Here is a 14,533-nt window from a genome sequence, read left to right as displayed (position 1 = left end):
CGCAAGGCCGTCAAGACGGCCACTGACCCGTTCTGCACGCCGTCAACGGCTACCATGTAGGGCGATGACTACCAAAAAACCAAGCAAGGGCGGGAGCACCTCCCGCGGCCAGGCCCCGAAGAAGGGCGCCAAGGCGGGCACGGCCCGCACCACCAAGCCGGGCAAGCCGTTGCCGGGCTGGTTCCCCGAATTGAATGAAGGCGGCGCACCGCCGCGTGGCCGCAAGGTCCGCAGCAGCGACGCACCGGGCCCGGCCCCGGGCCGCAAGTTGCCGCCGACCGGCAAGGTGATCGACGATCCCTATGCCGCCCGCGAAGCAGAGAAGTACGAACAGCCCATCGCCAGCCGCGAAGCCATCCTGGCCCTGCTGGAGCGTTGCGAAGGGCCGCAGACGGCAGAGGAACTGGGCGCACGCCTGGGCCTGACCGCCCCGGACCGTGCCGAAGCACTGTCGCGCCGGCTCGGCGCCATGGTCCGCGACGGCCAGCTGGTGCAGAACCGCCGCGGCGGCTTCGCCCCGATCCAGACCCTGAACCTGGTCACCGGCGTGGTGATCGCCAACCCGGAGGGGTTCGGCTTCCTGCGCCCGGTCGAGGGCGGCGACGACCTGTTCCTGCCGCCGTATGAAATGCGCAAGGTCATGCACGGCGACAAGGTGCTGGCCCGCGTGACCGGCATCGACCACCGTGGCCGACGCGAAGGCAGCATCGCCCGCGTGCTGGAGCGCGGCATGACCCGTCTGATCGGTCGCTTCAGCGTCGAGATGGGCATCAACTACGTGGTGCCCGACGACAAGCGCGTGCAGCGCAACGTGCAGGTGCCGCCGGACCAGACCGGTGGTGCGCGCGACGGCCAGCTGGTGGTCTGCGAACTGACCCAGGCGCCGGACAGCCGTCGCCCGCCGATCGGCCGCATCATCGCCGTGCTCGGCGACAAGCTGACCGCCTCGCTGGTGGTGGAGACCGCCATCCACGGCCATGAACTGCCGTTCGAGTTCCCGCAGGAAGTGCTGGACGAAGCCGCCTCGGTGCCGCTGGTGGTCGAGCCGGCGATGATCGGCGACCGCGTGGACCTGCGCAGCATGCCGCTGGTCACCATCGACGGTGAAGATGCCAAGGACTTCGACGACGCGGTGTACTGCGAGCCGAACGCCGATGGCTTCCGGCTGGTGGTGGCGATTGCCGATGTCTCCAACTACGTCCGGCCCGGCACGCCACTGGACGAAGAGGCGCAGAAGCGTGCCACCTCGGTGTACTTCCCGGGCTTCGTGGTGCCGATGCTGCCGGAGACGCTCTCCAACGGCATCTGTTCGCTGATGCCGAAGGTCGACCGCATGTGCTTCGTCTGCGACATGCAGATCGACCGCGACGGCCTGGTCACGCATTCGCGCTTCTACGAAGCGGTGATGAACTCGCATGCGCGCCTGACCTACACCCAGGTGTGGAAGGCGGTGGGCGAGGACGATGCCGATACCAAGGCCTGGATGGGCGACCTGCTGCCGCAGGTGCAGCGCCTGCACCAGCTGTACAAGGTCCTGTCCAAGGCGCGTGCCAAGCGTGGCGCCATCGAGTTCGAAAGCAGCGAAGTGCGCTTCGTGCTGGACAACCGCGGTGAAGTGACCCAGGCCGGCATGCTGGTGCGCAACGACGCGCACAAGCTGATCGAGGAATGCATGATCGCGGCCAATGTGGAGGCGGCGAAGTACCTGCTGTCGCGCCATGTGCCGGCCCCGTACCGCATCCACGAGAAGCCGCCGGAAACCAAGTACGCCGACCTGCTGGAATTCCTCAAGGAGTTCAAGCTGAGCCTGCCGCCATGGTCGAAGGTGCGCCCGGGCGATTACACCAAGCTGCTGAAGAAGATCCGCGACCGCCCCGATGCCACGCTGCTGGAATCGGTGCTGCTGCGCAGCCAGAGCCTGGCGATCTACAGCCCGGAAAACCACGGTCATTTCGGCCTGGCACTGGAGGCGTACGCGCACTTCACCTCGCCAATCCGTCGTTACCCCGACCTGCTGGTACACCGCGCGATCAAGCACGCGTTGTCCGGCAAACCGCTGGACAAGTTCACCTACAACGCGCGCGAAATGGCTGCGCTGGCGCTGCAGTGCTCCGAGCGCGAGCGCCGTGCCGATGAAGCCGAACGCGAGGTCGACGAGCGTTACCGCGCGGCGTGGATGGAAAAGCACGTGGGTGGCCAGTTCGATGGCGTGATCAGCGGCGTGACCAGCTTCGGCCTGTTCGTGGAACTGGACGAGTCGAAGGTGCAGGGCCTGGTGCACGTGACCCAGCTGCCGCAGGACTATTACAAGTTCGACGCCACGCGCAAGACGCTGACCGGCGAACGCCGCGGCAGCAGCTACCGTCTGGGTGATCGCGTGCGGATCCTGGTACTGAAGGCCAGCATGGAAGAGCGCAAGATCGACTTCCGCCTGGTCGAGCACAAGGGCGAGGACGAAGGCGATGGCCTGCCGCCGCTGCCCGAGCGTGGCAAGCCGGCCAAGCGGAAGAAAGAGAAATACTGATGACCGTGGTAGTGCCGGCCGCTGGCCGGCATCCATGGCACCCTCGGCACCGACGGGTTGCCGGCCAGCGGCCGGCACTACCAGGAGACATCGCATGCAGGGCCAACCCGAATACAGTGGCGGCTGCCAGTGCGGCGCGATCCGCTTCCAGGTGCGTGGCGCGCTGACCGACAGTTCGATCTGTCATTGCCGGATGTGCCAGAAGGCCTTCGGTGCCTACTACGCACCGCTGGTGTCGGTGCGCGGCGTGCAGTTCAGCTGGACCCGTGGCCAGCCGCGCTATTTCCAGTCCTCCAACGTGGTGCGCCGGGGCTTCTGTGCCGACTGCGGCACGCCGCTGAGCTACGAGGCGCCGGACGGTGTGGCGGTGGCGGCCGGTGCCTTTGACGAACCCGAGCGCCTGCCGCCGACGATCCAGTACGGGGTCGAGCGCAAGCTGCCGTTCGTCGATACGCTGGCCAGCCTGCCGGCCCGTCGTACCGAGGAAGACATCGCGGCGCTGGAGTTCCTGGCCACCATCGTGTCCCATCAGCACCCGGACCACGACACCCCGCACTGGCCGCCGCGCAGCCGGTAACGCCCCTGTAGCGCCGAGCCCAGGCTCGGTTGGCAGGTCGCCGCGGCCTCAGCCCGGGCAGCGAGCGCAGGCTCGGCTCAACACGGCCCCGCCGCAGCGCCCGGCCCGCCGATGCTCTACCATAGCCACCCCCTTTCCGGTCCCCGCCCGCATGAGCAAGAACAGCCAGTGGATCGTCGGCGTCAACGCCGTCGCCTCCTCCATCGAGAACGACGCCGAGAACGTCCGCGAAGTGCTGGTCGAGGCCGGTGCGAAGAACCCGCGCCTGACCGAGATCGAGGAAAACGCCCGCCGCAAGGGCATCGACGTGCGCAAGGTGAACAGCCAGGCGCTGGACGGTGTCGGCGGTTCGGTACGCCACCAGGGCGTGGCCGCTCGCTATGCCGCCGCCCGCACTTACAGCGAGAACGAGCTGGAGGGCCTGGTCACCGCAGCCGAGGGCAAGGCCCTGCTGCTGGTGCTGGACGAAGTGCAGGACCCGCACAACCTTGGCGCTTGCCTGCGCTCGGCGGCTGCCGCAGGCGCCACTGCCGTGATCATCCCCAAGGACAAGTCGGCCACGGTGAACGCGACCGTGCGCAAGACCTCGGCCGGTGCCGCCGATCTGATCCCGGTGGTGGCGGTGACCAACCTGTCGCGCTGCCTGAAGGACCTGCAGAAGCAGGGCGTGTGGATCTACGGCCTGGCCGGCGAAGCCACCGCTTCGCTCTACCAGCTGGACCTGAAGGGCAACATTGCCCTGGTGCTGGGTGGCGAGGCCGATGGCCTGCGCCGCCTGACCCGCGAGAACTGCGATGGCCTGGTCAAGATCCCGATGCCGGGCGAGATCGAGAGCCTGAATGTTTCCGTCGCCGCGGGCGTCAGCCTGTTCGAGGCCGTGCGCCAGCGCGGTTGATTTCGGGGTCGGATCTCTTTTCCATGTGCCGTGTCGACCAAGGTCGACACCTACCGGGCCGTTGCCGTGTCGGCCAAGGTCGACACCTACCGGGTCGTTGCCGTGTCGACCAAGGTCGACACCTACCGGATCGTTGCCGTGTCGACCAAGGTCGACACCTACCGGATCGTTGCCGTGTCGACCAAGGTCGACACCCACCGGGTAGTCGCCAACCCGGGTTGGCGCCCTTGCCGCCTCACCCCGCGCTGCCGCCCAGTGCCTTGAACAGGGTGACGTCGTTGTTCAGCTGGCCCTGGCGCACGCGCGCCAGCGACAGCTCGGCATCACGCCGGGTCTGCTGCGCTTCCAGCCAGGTGCGCAGGTCGGTGGCACCTACGCGGTAGCGCACTTCCTGCGCGCGCTCCACTTCCACTGCTTCGTCGTACGACGCCTGCGAGGCCGCCACCTGGCGCGCCAGCTGCTCTCGTGCCGACAGCGCGTTGTCCACTTCCGACAGCGCGGTGTACAGCGTCTTGCGGAAATTGGTCGCGGCGATCTGATAGCTGGTGCCGGCGATGTCGGTATCCAGCTGTGCGCGCTGCAGGTTGAGGAACGGCAGCGACAGGCCGGCGCCCAGCGTGGCCACCGGGTTGCGCAGCACGTCACCCAGCGACGTTGCACTGGAGCCGAGGCTGCCGGTCAGGCTCAGCGCCGGGTAGTACTGGGTAGCGGTCACCTTGATGGTCTTCAGGCTGTTGCGCAGGCGAAGTTCGGCCGCGCGCAGGTCGGGACGGCGGCCGAGCAGCTCGGCCGGCAGGCCTTCGTTGATCCCGGGGCTGCGTGCGCCCAGCAGGTCCTGCGGTTCGTCCTGCTGCGGCCAGGGCGTGCCGTCCAGCAGCACGGTCAGTGCATTGCGCACCTCCACCCGCTGCTGTTCCAGCGCGCTCTGCGAGGAGCGCTGCGACTGCAGGTTCTGCAGCGCCTGGCGCACTTCCAGGCGCGATACCGCACCAGCATCGAAGCGGGCCTGCACCAGGTCGCGGGTGCGCTCCAGCCGCTCCAGGTTGGCCTGGCCGGTGGCGATGGACTGGTTGAGATAGGCCAGGTTCCAGTACTGGGTGATGGTGTCGCCGATCACCAGCAGCGCGGTGTTCTGCCGGTCTTCCTCGCTGGCCTCGGCTTCCCAGCGGGCGATGTCGCGCTGGGTGCGCAGACGGCCCCACAGATCGACCTCCCAGCCCAGCGAGACGCCGGTGGAATAGCTGCGGCGCCAGTCGTCGGCCTGATCGGTGGCGCGGCTGGCATTGCCGCTGACGCCGGACGACGAAGGCTGCGGCCACAGCGCATTGCTGGCCAGGCCGGCCTGCAGGCGCGACCGCTGCACGGCCAGGCCAGCGGCGGCCAGATCGCTGTTGGCGGCCAGCGCCTGCGCCACCAGGCGGTTCAGTCGTTCATCGCCGAAGCCCGTCCACCAGCTGTCCTGGCGGATGTCGCGGCCCGGTGTATCCAGGCTGCTGCGCGGGTCGTCGGCCGGTGCGTTGAGGGTGGCATCGCCACGGCCGTAGCTGGCCGCCACGTCGGGGGCCTGCACCGGGTAGCGGCCCACCGAGGCACAGCCTGAGAGGGCAAGCAGAACAGCGCCCACCAGCAGCAGGCGCGAGGGAGCAGGGAAGGGCAGTCGGGTCATCATCTTCATTCGCGGGCCAGGGCCTCCACCGGGTCCAGCTGCGCGGCGTTGCGCGCGGGCAGGAAGCCGAATGCCACGCCGATCAGGGTCGAGCAGGCGAACGCGGCAACGATCGAGGCGGTGGAGAACAGCACCTGGAAGTCACTGGCGAAGCGGCCGATCATCGAGCCCAGCAGCAGGGCCAGGCCGATGCCGAGCAGACCACCGAGCAGGCACACCAGCACCGCTTCGATCAGGAACTGCTGGCGGATGTCACTCTGCCGTGCCCCCACCGCCATGCGCACGCCGATTTCGCGGGTGCGCTCGGTCACCGAGACCAGCATGATGTTCATCACGCCGATGCCGCCGACCAGCAGCGCGATGGCGGCGATGGCGCCGATCAGCAGGGTCATCGTGCGCGTGGTCTGCTCGATGGTCTGGCGGATCTCGGCGCTGTTGCTGAGGAAGAAGTCCTCGGTGCCGTGGCGCAGGGTCAGCAGGCGGGTGATCGCTTCCTGCGCCGCATCCATCGGCGTGTCGTCGTCCACGCGCACGGTGATGCTGGAAACGTGGCTCTGGCCGAGCATGCGCGACATCACCGTGGTGTAGGGCACCCACACGCTGAGGCTGGTGCTGCCACCAAAGCCGAAGCTCTGGCGCTTGGCCACGCCGACCACGCGTGCCGGTACGTTGCCGAGCAGGATCACCTGGCCGACCGGATCGACATCGGGGAAGAACTGGGTCTGGGTGTTCTCGTCGATCACCGCCACCTGGCCGAGGCCCTTCACCGCATCGGTATCGAAGAAGCTGCCGCTGAGCAGGGTCACGCCCTTGACCCGGAAGAACTGCTCGCCGACGCCACTGACCTGGGCGGTGGAGGACTGGTTGCGGTAACGCGCGGTGACCGAGGTCGACACGCTGGGGGTGGCGCTGTCCACGTAGCTCTGCTTTGCCAGTGCATCGGCATCGCTGGCCTTGAGCGTCTGTACCCGCGCCGAGCGCATGTCACCGAAACCACGGCCGGGATAGACGTCGATGGTGTTGGTGCCGAGCGCGCTGATGTTCTGCAGGATCTGCTGCTGCGAGCCATTGCCCAGCGCCACCACCGAGACCACCGAGGCGATGCCGATGATGATGCCGAGCATGGTCAGGAAGGTGCGCAGCCGATGTGCGTTCATCGCCAGCAGGGCCATGCGGAACGCTTCGGTGAAGCGGTCACGGGCCGCCCGCCAGCTGTTGCCGCGGGCCACGCCGGTGCTGGCCTCGCGCTGCGCGCGGTAGGTCGGTGCGTTCGGATTGGTGCGGTCGGCGATGATCTCGCCATCGCGGATTTCGATGATGCGCTGCGCGTGTTCGGCCACGCTCATGTCGTGGGTGACGATGATGATGGTGTGGCCTTCCGCGTGCAGCTCGCCGAGGATCGCCATCACTTCCTCGCCGGATTTCGTGTCGAGCGCGCCGGTCGGTTCGTCGGCCAGGATCACCTCGCCGCCGTTCATCAGCGCACGTGCGATCGACACGCGCTGCTGCTGGCCACCGGACAGCTGGCCCGGCTTGTGGTGCATGCGGTCGCCCAGGCCCAGCCGCTGCAGCAGCTGCTCGGCGCGCGCGTTGCGCACTGCGCCCGGGCTGCCGGCATACACGGCCGGTACCTCCACGTTGCCGCGCGCATCCAGGTCGCCCAGCAGGTGGTAGCGCTGGAAGATGAAGCCGAAATGCTCGCGGCGCAGTTCGGCCAGTTCATCCGGCGCCATCCTGCCGGTTTCGCGGCCGGCCACCTGGTAGCTGCCGCGGGTAGGGCGATCGAGGCAGCCGAGGATGTTCATCAGCGTCGACTTGCCCGAGCCGGACTGGCCGACGATCGCCACCATCTCGCCGGCGTGGATATCCAGGTTGACGTCGCGCAGGACGGCGATCACATCATCGCCTGCCGGGAATTCGCGCCGCAGGTCGCGCAGGCGCAGCAGCGGCGCCTTCGTGCTCATCGGCGCGGACCCATGCCCGGGCCGCCGACCCGCATCTGCATGCCGCCGCGGTTGCCGCCGCCGGCGCTGGCACCGGCCGCACCGGCTTCGCCCACCACCACGCGTTCGCCTTCCTTCAGCCCGGACAGGATTTCGGCCGAGGCGCCGTTGTTGATGCCCACGGTGACCTTGCGCGGTTGCGGCTGGCCCTTGTCGTCCAGCACCCTCACCATGCGCTCGTCGCCGCGGCGCTTCGGTCCCAGCGCCACCGCCGGCACCATCAGCACGTCCTTGGCCTGCTTGAGCAGTACCGAGACCTGCGCGGTCATGTCGATGCGCAGGGTGCCGTCCGGGTTTTCCACGTCGAACAGCGCGTTGTAGTAGACCGCGCTGCTGGAACTGGAGCTGGACGAACTGCTGGAGCTGGACGAGTTCTCGTTGGCGATCGAGGCCGGCGCCGGATTGATCTGGCGCAGCGTGGCGTGGTACTTGCGGTCGGGGTCACCCAGGGTGGTGAAGTACACCGGCATGCCGGCCTTGATCTTGACCACGTCGGCCTCGGAGATCTCGGCGTTGACCGTGACCACGTCCAGCCGCGCCAGCATCACGATGGTGGGCGCGGTCTGGTTGGCGTTCACGGTGCGGCCTTCCTCGGCCACCACCGCCACCACGGTGCCATCCATCGGCGCGGTGATGCGGGTGTAGGCCAGGTTGGCGCGGGCGGTGCCCAGCTCGGTCTGGCGGCCCTTGATCTGCGCCTCGTAGGACTGCAGCTGGGCGCGGGCAGTTTTCAGCTGTGCTTCGGCGGCATCGTATTCCTGGCGCGAGGTGGCCTCGGCCGCCAGCATCTGCTGCTGGCGCGCGAACTCCAGTTCGGCCTGGCGCAGGGTGGCCTGCTGCACGGCGCGCTGGGCGGTGACCTGGTCCAGCGAAGCCTGCGCGTTGAGCACCTGGTTCTGCTGGGTGGTGGCATCGATCTCGGCGATCAGGTCGCCTTCCTTCACGGTATCGCCCAGCTGTACCTTCAGCGACTTGATCTGGCCCGAGGCCTGCGCACCGACGCTGACCAGCTTGTAGGCGTCGATCACGCCGGTGGCTTCCACGGTCTGCTCGATGTCGCCGCGGCTGACCGGCGTGGTCGCCACCGCCGGGGCGGCGGGTTTGCGCAGCAGCCACCAAGCGGCGACGGCCACGATGAGGGCGAGCAGGGCGATCAGTATCAGGCGACCACGGCGGGTCGCGGGCAACAGGCGGAACGTCACGTCGTGGCTTCACTCTCGGGGCCGCGGCGGCGGCGTTGGTGGGCATTGTGAAGACCGGGCGACAGGCGGCTCAATCCTCGGGGTATGTCTCTATGTAACACTGTCGGCGAATACGCGTAACCACAGGTATCCCGCTCATGGCTGGATACACTGGTACGCATTGCCCCGGATGCGGTTCAGCTGCCGACACGGGATGATCGCGACATGGAGACTGAAAACACGATGCATCGACTGCTGATCGTCGACGACGACAACGACATCCGCACCCTGCTGGCCGAGCAGCTCGGCCGCGCCGGCTACCAGGTGAGCACGGCCGCAGACGGCACCGCCATGCGCCAGCTGCTGGACCGCGAACACGTGGACCTGATCGTGCTCGACCTCAACCTGCCGCGCGAGGATGGCCTGACCCTGTGTCGCGACCTGCGGGCGCGCTCGAACACGCCGGTGATCATGCTGACCGCGCGCGCCGAGCCGATCGACCGCGTGCTCGGCCTGGAAATGGGCGCCGACGACTACCTGGCCAAGCCGTTCGAACCGCGCGAGCTGCTGGCGCGCATCCGCAACGTGCTGCGCCGGACCGAGGCGCTGCCGGCCAACCTGGAGCCGCTGGCGGTGCGCCGTGCGCGTTTCTCGCGCTGGGTGTTCGACCTGGAGCATCGCCACCTGGTCGATCCGGACGACCGCGTGGTAGTGCTGTCCGGTGCCGAGTTCCGCCTGCTGCGCGTGTTCATCGCGCATGCCAACAAGGTGCTGTCGCGCGAACAGCTGGTCGCGCTCAGCAGCGGCCGCAACTACGAGGCGCAGGATCGCGCGATCGACCTGCAGGTCAGCCGCCTGCGCAACAAGCTGGGCGATGACGGTGGCCCGGATGGCCTGATCAAGACCGTGCGCAACGAAGGCTACGTGCTGGCCTCCTCGGTGAACCTGGAATAAGCCGTCATGAAGCGCCTGCGCCATTTCCTGTCCTCGATGGTCGGGCGGTTGTTCGTCATCCTGCTGTTGGGCATGAGCGTGGCTGCGATCGGCGCGACCATGCTGGCCACCTCCAAACGCCAGCAGGAGTTCGAGCGGCAGAACCTGAACCGCATCGCCGACCGCCTGCAGGGCTACGTCAACCTGCTCGATGGCAATCCCGAACTGCGCGAGCGACTGCTTGAGATCGGTGGGCCCAGCGTGCGTGCGCTGCAGCCCGGCGCGCGCCTGGGGCGGGCGGATACCGCACTGATGGAAGTCCTGGATGACCGGCCCGGCCCGGTGTCGCGCGCGCATGTGCATTTCACCTCGTTCCGTTCCTGCATTCCCAAGCTGCAGGATCTGCTGCCGCCACCGCCGCCGGGGCACCGACGGCATCCGCGTGAGCGCGATCCGGCCTTCATTCCGCCCAAGTGCCGCGCGGTCGATGTAACGCTCAACGACGGTACGCTGCTGAAGCTGGCGCTGGATTCGCCAGCAGTGGCCCACAACGGCATTCTGGCCGTGGACCCGTGGTTCCTGACCCTGCTGGTGCTGGCCATCGCGGTGCTGGCCTATATCGTTGCGCGCATGGCCAGTGCGCCGCTGCAGGAGCTGGCGGCAGCCGCGGAGGATCTCGGCGACGATCTGCAGCGCGATCCACTGCCGTTGCGCGGGCCGCGCGAGGTGCAGCGCGCCGCCGAGGCCTTCAATGCCATGCAGCACCGCCTGCAGCGGCACCTGGCCGAACGCACGCAGATGCTGGCGGCGATCACCCATGACCTGCAGACCCCGTTGACCCGCCTGCGCCTGCGCCTGGAGAACGTCAGCGACGAGGTGCTGCGCGAGCGCCTGATCGGCGATCTGGCGGCGATGCAGGCACTGGTGCGCGAAGGGCTGGAGCTGGCCCGCAGTGCCGAGAGCGCCGAGCAGCGCGCCGCGCTGGATCTGGATTCGCTGCTGGAAAGCATCGTGGAAGACGCCGCAGAGGGTGGTGCCGACGTGGTCTTCGAGGGCGGCACCGGTGCGGTGCTGATGTTGCGCCCGCTGGCCATGCACCGTCTGTTCTCCAACCTGGTGGATAACGCCGTGATGTATGCCCACCGCGTGCGCGTGCGGGTGGAACGCAGCGGCGGCACGATCACGGCGATGGTGTCCGACGATGGCCCGGGCCTGGCGGAAGACCAGCTGGAGGCCGTGTTCGACCCGTTCGTGCGGGTGGAAACCTCGCGTTCGCGGGAAACCGGCGGCGCCGGGCTGGGCCTGACCATCGCGCGCGCCCTGGCCGAGAAGGATGGCGCGCGGCTGTGGCTGCGCAACCGTGCCGAGGGCGGTCTGGAGGCGGTGGTGCAGTGGCCGGCCAGTGCGCAGGTGGTGCCGCCTGGCCGGCCCGGCTGAGCCCCGCCGGACGCACGCGATGACGCCGGGGCCAGGGTTTGGCCTATCATCTGCGCATCTCCCCAGTTTCTCCCCGATGAGTCAGCCCGTTCCTGACGGCACGCCGTTCCGCGTTGCCCGGTCGTTCCCGCTTGCTGTCATGCCCTGCAGCCGCTACCGGCCACTGCCGCCGAGCTGATGGGCAGGTCAGGGGACAACGGGTGCTGGGTGGAGCGCCGCGTTTCGAAGGCCAGGCAGGCACTGCAGCGCGGTCTGCTGTGGCTGTTGCTGGTGCTGGCGCTGCCGCTGGCCGCGCAGGAGGGCGCGCCGCCGCTGCGCGACTACGCCATCGACGTGTGGACCTCGCGCAATGGCCTGCCGCACAACTCCCTGCGCGATATCGCGCAGACCCCCGAGGGGCACCTGTGGTTTGCCACCTGGGAAGGCCTGGTCCGCTACAACGGCCTGGATTTCACCGTGTTCGACCGCAGCACCCGCCCGGGGCTGCGCGACAACGGCATCGGCGCACTGCTGGTCGATCGGCAGGGAGGGCTGTGGATCAGTGATTCGCGCGGTAACGTCAGCCATCGTGGCAACGACGGCCAGTGGCGGGTCTGGGAGCATCAGGCCGACACCCCGCAGGTGCTGATCCAGTCCATGCAGATGGACAGCCAGGGGCGCCTGTGGCTGCTGTACGAAGGCAAGGGCATCGGCTATCTCACGCCGGACAAGGGCATCGTCTACCAGGCGCCGGCGGCCGACCTGCCGATGGCGATGAGCTTCACCAAGCTGGTGGTCGATGCGCAGGACCGGGTCTGGGTTGGCACGCTTGACGGGCTGGTGCTGCGCGACAACGACGGCGTGCTCAAGCGCGCGCCCGCGGCGTGGGGCCTGGGTGCCGGCACCGGCCTGTCCTGGCCGTACCGGGCTCCTGATGGCGCGCTGTGGATCGTCGCTGGCGAGCGCCTGTACCGCGTGGAGGACGATCAGCTGGTGCTGGTGCACCGGCTGCCGGGACAGCTGCACATGACCTCGATGCTGCAGGACCGGCACGGCGACCTGTGGCTGGGAACCGAGAACCAGGGCCTGCTGCGGATCTCGGCGCATGGTCTGGAACGATTGCCGGCCGGCCTGAACCTGCCGGGCGGGCGCGTGGTCAGCCTGCGCGAGGATGCCGAAGGCAGCATCTGGGTGGGGGCCAACGGTGGCCTGTACCGCCTGCGCGAAACACTGTTCAGCAGCTACACCGAGCGCGATGGCCTCAGTGGCGACTATGTGCGCACGGTGCTGGAGGACCGCGACCGCCAGTTGTGGGTCGGTAGTGCCAGTGGTCTCGACCTGCAGACACCCGATGGCCGCTTCCGCGCGGTTCCCCTGCACAACCGCGGCGGCAAGGCGCCATCGGTATTGAGTCTGGCGCAGGGGCCGGACGGCGACCTGTGGGTCGGTACGTTCGGCGACGGCGTTTACCGGCTGGACCGCGATGGCAGTCTCCGCCACAACTATGCGGCAGCCGACGGCATGCCGGGTGGCAACATCCGCGCGATCAGTGTCGATCCGCAGGGCAGGGTCTGGGCGGGTACGCAGAAGGGCGTGGTACGCATCGACGGCGACCGAGTGCAGGTGTCGACTGCCCCGGGCATGCCCGGTGGCCTCATCACCGCACTCGAGCATGACCACCAGGGCAACCTGTGGATCGGCACCATCGAGGGCATCCGCGTGCTGCGTGGCGACCACGTGCAGTCGATCGACCTGGCACCGATGGGCGGGGGCCGCAGTGTGTTCGGTTTCCACCAGCTGGGCGACGCGATGTGGATCAGCAGCGACCGCGGCCTGTACCGTTGGCTCGGCGGAAAGCTGGCGCGCGTCGGCCTGGAGCAGGGCATGCCGGTGGATGCGGTGTTCCAGCTGGTGCCGGATCGTCTTGGCAACGTGTGGATCAGCAGCAACCGCGGCGTGCTGCGCACCGACATGGCGACCCTCAATGCCGTGGCCGATGGCCGCGCACCACGAGTGGTGGTGGAGCGCTACAACGAGATCGACGGCATGGCCAACGCGCAGGCCAACGGCAGCTCCGGGCCATCGGCCATCCTGCGCCAGGACGGCACCTTCTGGGTGGTCACCGCCGGAGGCCTGAGCACCGTCGACCCGCTACGCCTGCAGCGCTTCCGCGAGCGCCCATCACCGCCGGCAGCGATCGAGAGCGTGCAGGTGGATGGCGCACCCGTGCATTGGGAGGGCCCGGATCGCAACTACATTCCCGGCGGCCGACGTCTGGCGGTGAGCTATGTGGGCCTGAGTTACCTGATGTCGGACCGGATCCGCTATCGCACGCGGCTGGATGGCCTGGACACCGGCTGGGTCGAGCGCGGCCCGCAGCGCAGCGTCGAGTTCGTCGGCCTGCCTCCGGGTGACTACACCCTGCACGTGTCGGCGGCGCATCCAGGCGGGGCCTGGGGCCAGCAGGAAGCCGTGTGGAGCTTCACGGTGGAGCCGTTCTGGTGGCAACGCCGCAGCGTGCAGCTGCTGGGCGGGTTGTTGCTGCTGGCTGGGCTGGTGGTGCTGTACCGCCTGCTGCTGCAGCAGCTGAAGGCCAGCAACCTGCGCCTGGCACGGCGCGTGGACGAGGCAACCTTCGACCTGCAGGCCAAGACCGTGCACCTGCAGGCGCTGAACCAGGAAAAGACCGAGCTGGCCGAGCGCCTTGCACGGCAGGCCGAGGCCTTTGAGCGGCAAGCGCGCGAGGATGCGCTGACCGGGCTGGCCAATCGCCGTGCCTTCGATGAAACGCTGGCGCGCGACTTCGCCCGTTCACAGCGCAGCGGCCACCCGCTGTGCCTGGTGGTGCTGGACATCGACCACTTCAAGGACGTCAACGACCGCCACAGCCACAGCATCGGCGATGCGGTGCTGGTGCAGGTGGCCAGGCTGATCGCCGCGGCCTGCCGCGACTCGGACCTGCCCGCGCGTACCGGTGGCGAGGAGTTCGCGCTGCTGCTCAACGACACCCGCCTGGAAGAAGCCGCGCAGCTGTGCGCGCGCCTGCGCGGCCTGTTCCATGACCACCCCGACTGGGCCGGTGTAGCGGGCCTGCGCGTGACCTTCAGCGCAGGCCTTGTGGAACTGGATGCCGATGACCGCACCCCGGCGCTGCTGTACCAGCGCGCCGACCGCGCGCTGTACCGCGCCAAGAGCGACGGCCGCGATCGTACGAGTATTGGTTGATCGCATCCACGCATGGCGTGGATCTACTGGTGTTGTCGTACCAACCGGCGGTGCCGACCAACGGTCGGCACCCACCAGAGAAGTGCGGCTATGCCCCCAGGGGCGGGTTCACG

Annotated in this window: 10 protein-coding genes; 7 read left to right on the top strand and 3 right to left on the bottom strand. The window is 68.4% G+C overall.

The genetic code is table 11. The features are described from left to right. Positions 1–64: 64 nt before the first annotated feature. The 4 genes from rnr (at position 65) to AC5P5S_RS09360 (ending at position 4,260) form a co-directional block, all read left to right on the top strand. Positions 65–2,524, top strand: coding sequence for a ribonuclease R (gene rnr, locus AC5P5S_RS09375; protein WP_062607517.1), 2,460 nt, complete (start codon positions 65–67; stop codon positions 2,522–2,524). Between the two features lie 94 nt (positions 2,525–2,618). Further along, positions 2,619–3,101 carry a GFA family protein gene (locus AC5P5S_RS09370; protein ID WP_005408774.1) on the top strand — a complete coding sequence of 161 codons (483 nt, stop codon included), beginning with the start codon at positions 2,619–2,621 and terminating at the stop codon, positions 3,099–3,101. A 151-nt stretch (positions 3,102–3,252) separates the two neighbouring features. Further along, entirely contained in the window at positions 3,253–3,996 is a 744-nt protein-coding gene (gene rlmB, locus AC5P5S_RS09365; RefSeq protein WP_005408775.1) for a 23S rRNA (guanosine(2251)-2'-O)-methyltransferase RlmB, read from the top strand. 30 nt (positions 3,997–4,026) lie between these two features. Continuing rightward, positions 4,027–4,260: a hypothetical protein gene (locus AC5P5S_RS09360; RefSeq protein WP_065183348.1), complete on the top strand. Its 234-nt coding sequence runs from the start codon at positions 4,027–4,029 to the stop codon at positions 4,258–4,260. On the opposite strand, the gene AC5P5S_RS09355 is transcribed toward AC5P5S_RS09360, so the two are convergent. The 3 genes from AC5P5S_RS09355 to AC5P5S_RS09345 are packed head-to-tail and all read right to left on the bottom strand — an operon-like array spanning position 4,232 to position 8,867. Beyond that, on the bottom strand, positions 4,232–5,671 hold the full coding sequence (locus tag AC5P5S_RS09355; RefSeq protein WP_033834108.1) for an efflux transporter outer membrane subunit: 1,440 nt from the start codon (positions 5,669–5,671) through the stop codon (positions 4,232–4,234). The genes AC5P5S_RS09360 and AC5P5S_RS09355 overlap by 29 nt on opposite strands. Further along, positions 5,668–7,626, bottom strand: coding sequence for a MacB family efflux pump subunit (locus AC5P5S_RS09350; protein WP_005408777.1), 1,959 nt, complete (start codon positions 7,624–7,626; stop codon positions 5,668–5,670). The genes AC5P5S_RS09355 and AC5P5S_RS09350 overlap by 4 nt, the downstream gene beginning before the upstream one ends. Next, a complete protein-coding gene (locus tag AC5P5S_RS09345; protein ID WP_005408778.1) occupies positions 7,623–8,867 on the bottom strand; it encodes an efflux RND transporter periplasmic adaptor subunit in 1,245 nt (414 codons plus the stop codon). Before AC5P5S_RS09345 ends, AC5P5S_RS09350 begins: the two co-directional genes overlap by 4 nt. Positions 8,868–9,071: 204 nt before the next feature. Between AC5P5S_RS09345 and AC5P5S_RS09340 the strand changes: the two genes are divergently transcribed. The 3 genes from AC5P5S_RS09340 (at position 9,072) to AC5P5S_RS09330 (ending at position 14,420) form a co-directional block, all read left to right on the top strand. Beyond that, on the top strand, positions 9,072–9,800 hold the full coding sequence (locus AC5P5S_RS09340) for a response regulator (protein WP_005408779.1): 729 nt from the start codon (positions 9,072–9,074) through the stop codon (positions 9,798–9,800). Between the two features lie 6 nt (positions 9,801–9,806). Continuing rightward, positions 9,807–11,216: an ATP-binding protein gene (locus tag AC5P5S_RS09335; RefSeq protein WP_005408780.1), complete on the top strand. Its 1,410-nt coding sequence runs from the start codon at positions 9,807–9,809 to the stop codon at positions 11,214–11,216. 177 nt (positions 11,217–11,393) lie between these two features. Then, positions 11,394–14,420, top strand: coding sequence for a ligand-binding sensor domain-containing diguanylate cyclase (locus AC5P5S_RS09330; protein WP_062607520.1), 3,027 nt, complete (start codon positions 11,394–11,396; stop codon positions 14,418–14,420). Positions 14,421–14,533: the final 113 nt, after the last annotated feature.

Source organism: Stenotrophomonas sp. YJH_SMC_54 (assembly GCF_059368435.1).
The sequence above is the reverse complement of the archived record's forward strand: the minus strand, read 5'-3'. Positions and strand labels throughout refer to the sequence as shown.

Excerpts from the sequence above, each read along its gene's own strand:
- AC5P5S_RS09340 (WP_005408779.1), top strand. The coding sequence starts at position 9,072 with ATGGAGACTGAAAACACGATGCATCGACTGCTGATCGTCGACGACGAC.
- AC5P5S_RS09350 (WP_005408777.1), bottom strand. The coding sequence starts at position 7,626 with ATGAGCACGAAGGCGCCGCTGCTGCGCCTGCGCGACCTGCGGCGCGAA.
- rlmB (WP_005408775.1), top strand. The coding sequence starts at position 3,253 with ATGAGCAAGAACAGCCAGTGGATCGTCGGCGTCAACGCCGTCGCCTCC.
- AC5P5S_RS09355 (WP_033834108.1), bottom strand. The coding sequence starts at position 5,671 with ATGAAGATGATGACCCGACTGCCCTTCCCTGCTCCCTCGCGCCTGCTG.
- AC5P5S_RS09370 (WP_005408774.1), top strand. The coding sequence starts at position 2,619 with ATGCAGGGCCAACCCGAATACAGTGGCGGCTGCCAGTGCGGCGCGATC.
- AC5P5S_RS09335 (WP_005408780.1), top strand. The coding sequence starts at position 9,807 with ATGAAGCGCCTGCGCCATTTCCTGTCCTCGATGGTCGGGCGGTTGTTC.
- AC5P5S_RS09330 (WP_062607520.1), top strand. The coding sequence starts at position 11,394 with ATGGGCAGGTCAGGGGACAACGGGTGCTGGGTGGAGCGCCGCGTTTCG.
- rnr (WP_062607517.1), top strand. The coding sequence starts at position 65 with ATGACTACCAAAAAACCAAGCAAGGGCGGGAGCACCTCCCGCGGCCAG.